Annotated in this window: 1 protein-coding gene; it reads right to left on the reverse strand. The window is 53.5% G+C overall.

What is annotated here, in order from left to right:
- Positions 1 to 48 precede the first annotated feature (48 nt).
- Entirely contained in the window at positions 49 to 3,024 is a 2,976-nt protein-coding gene (locus PHP98_12095; GenBank protein ID MDD5484369.1) for a hypothetical protein, read from the reverse strand.
- Positions 3,025 to 3,053: the final 29 nt, after the last annotated feature.

The raw sequence follows: 3,053 nt of genomic DNA on the forward strand, positions 1-3,053 counted from the left end.
TCCGATCAATATTCGTCTCATCATGCACCTCCTGCTCATGCGCGCCGATTATAAACAAAATTCAAGGATGCGGATATCACCCGACGGCACCGTGATTTTGACTTCGGCCCCGTCATCCGTTTTCCGCATCTCCGGCTTTTCTCCCTTGACCCATTCCCCGATTTCCTTCACCTCCAGGCCGCCGGCCGCCTTGTTCAATATTACCCTCACATCAGCCTTCTTTGTATCATCAATCTCTTCCTTTTGTCCACCCTTTTTGGTCACCCCCTCGTTGTTGATCAATGTTACCACCCAACCCCTGCTGTTCCGGTTCACCAAAACTTCCACTTTGCCATCCCATTTGACCGGCAGTAATTCGTCCCGCATATTCTCCATCAAATTGGCGAACATGTTCAACATCCCGCCCTTGTTTCCCGGCTCCTTCATGTAATCCGGCGCGGTCAGTATGACAACCCCCTTCCCGTATCTGTTCGCCGTAACCAGCGCGTCCCGCTTCCCGTCGGCATCCGCGCGCAGAATCAGCGGAACCGCCGTCTTCGGCTCAAGCCGCTGATAACTGAACGGCTTGTTTTCCGCGATGACCGCGCCGTCCAGCAGACTGTAGCCAAACCGGCCTTCGACCCTCTCGCTTGTTATTTTGCACCCAAGAAATGAATCTGGAAACACACCTTCCCTGATTTGCCGGGCATTGATCATCAATGTGCCGCCATTCTCAACATAATCCATCAGCCGTTTCGCAAACATGCATGATTCCCGCGCCTTATCCGCCTGATTCCGCTCGTCCAGGTCCACGTCCCCCGCCAGTATCAACGCGCGGTAGGCCTGCAAGGTTTCCGAACGAGAATTATTGGTGAGCACGTCAAACATGTCCCCATACGGCCCGGTTGCGCGCGCCTGGAGATTTTCGGGCGATAAAAGCGGATACAGCGCCGACTCCAACGCCAGCATCATGCAATCTCCGGCGGTATAGGGCAGGACGCCGAAAAGGTGGGTGCGGCTATATGTCGGTATAAATCCATGATGCCGGTCAAAGACCAGAGCCGCCGGCGTGTAGGCCGTTCCGCGGGCATGTTTTTTGACGATATTGTCATACAGTTCCTTCCTGATTGCGCCGGCGGGCGAGAGATGATACGGCTTGTCCCGCATCACCTTCACCAGCGGATTCACTCTGTCTATGTCGCGATAATCGTAATTGGCCATAAATAACTGGGGATCGCTTTCGTCCTTGATCATATTTACACCGGACATGTATGCGGCGTATAACTGACGGCGCTGCAGCGAGAGCGATGTCCCACTGTAGGGCCCCAGATCATAAGACCATTTTCCTTTGGAACTCCTGTCGGTAAACCTTCTGCATTCCGGCGACAGGAAATCGCGATAATTCATTTCCGAATCGCCCTGCACTCCCGGACACCACACCGCCACGTAAACCCGCCACGGCTTTTCGTATTGCCGCGCCGCGCCCCGTGAAAAAGCAAAACACATCCCCATTTGTCTTGAATAAGCGCCGCCGATTTCCTGGCCGGTGAGCGGCGCGCCCATCTCCAGTATCAGGTGATCCAGATATGTTGCGGTTCCGGGCGATGTCCAGGGACGAAATTCAGGAATAGTCAACGCCCAACTGCGAAAACGATTGTCATGCGCCAGGTAAGCCGCCACAAACCCCAGGTATGCCTCCTGCCTCGTCTGCGGCAACGGCAAGCCCATCTTCTCCCAAACCACTGCCCTGGACTTGTTCCCGAAACATTCATCCGCCATAAATCCCGCGAATCTATGGCCGTATTCCGCCAAAAAACGACGGCAAACCGAGGAATCCATGTCCATCGGACCGGTAAAATCAATACCACTCAGGATAAAAGGCCAAGACGTTTTTTTCAACGCATGGTATGCCGACGACCGGGGATCGAAAACCATTTGCTTATTGTTACTTCCCACAACAATTCTCATCAGGGATTCTTTGATAAAAGGCTCTTTTTCCAGTCCCGCCTCTTCCCATATGTTCGGCAGATGGCGGATATCAAACCAGAAATCCTTCCCTAAAATCATCCGCGTTCCCCACACCTCCGGCAGTTCATACCCGCCGCGCGAAACATCCGAAGTCAGGTAGACCTTGTTTGATGAGCCGGCGCCGGCAAAACGCTCCGAAACCATTTTTGCCTCCAGCGCCGTTTTTTTATCTTCAAGTTCAGACATCCTCTTTTGAACCCCGCGCCACTCCCTGAATGTCAGCTTTTTCCCGGTCTTCACCTCTTCCGCCAGCCCTTTGATTTCTTTCAGAATCCCGGCTTTCTCGCCGGCCACGCTTACTCCCAACGCTTCCGTTTTCCCGGCCAGTCCCTCCAGTTCGCGCATGGCCGCATCCGTAAATGACCCGAACACAATCAACGCGGAATTCGCCATATCGGCAAAAAGACCGCTCCCGATCGCCGGCCAGGCGCTGTTTTCGGATTTTGACTTCTGTCCCCGGCAGAAATGCCCCCGAAATATCAGCCCATCCTCTCCCCGGCTGCCAAGATATGAAAATGAAATCGCCATTTCAACCGACCAGAAATTGGTTCCGACAAACGCCTTTGCCTGCCATTCCCCTTCTTTTTCAATACAGTCATCCCACTGGGTACCAAGAGAATTGACCACAAATTGGCGATAATTTACGGGATTTTCTCCCTCACACATGAAAAATTCCACGTCGTCATCACCCCATACCGGTCCGTTTCTCTCTTTCACGACCGCCTTTATTTTGTCAACATGCGACTCATGACAGCGAAACGCGACGTAGAGATTTTTGTCATCGCGCATGACAAAAGCCTCGGTCTGTTCCGTCGCCGCGTTAGCGGGATCGCCAAGGATCATGAATTTGCCCGACTTTCCCGCGCCGTTCCATTCCTCATTGCTGATCTTGCCATCCAATACCGGCGGTTTGGCCGCTTTCGGCACGAACATTTCAGCCGCATGCCCGCTCCAGGCCGTGAACAAACACGCCGCCGCCAGCGCGAATATTCCGGCACGGGTTTTGCCTGCAGCCAATTTTCGATTTGCGATTTTGGATTTTGGAT

The sequence above is a fragment of the Kiritimatiellia bacterium genome (assembly GCA_028715905.1).
Taxonomy (GTDB): domain Bacteria; phylum Verrucomicrobiota; class Kiritimatiellia; order JAAZAB01; family JAAZAB01; genus JAQUQV01.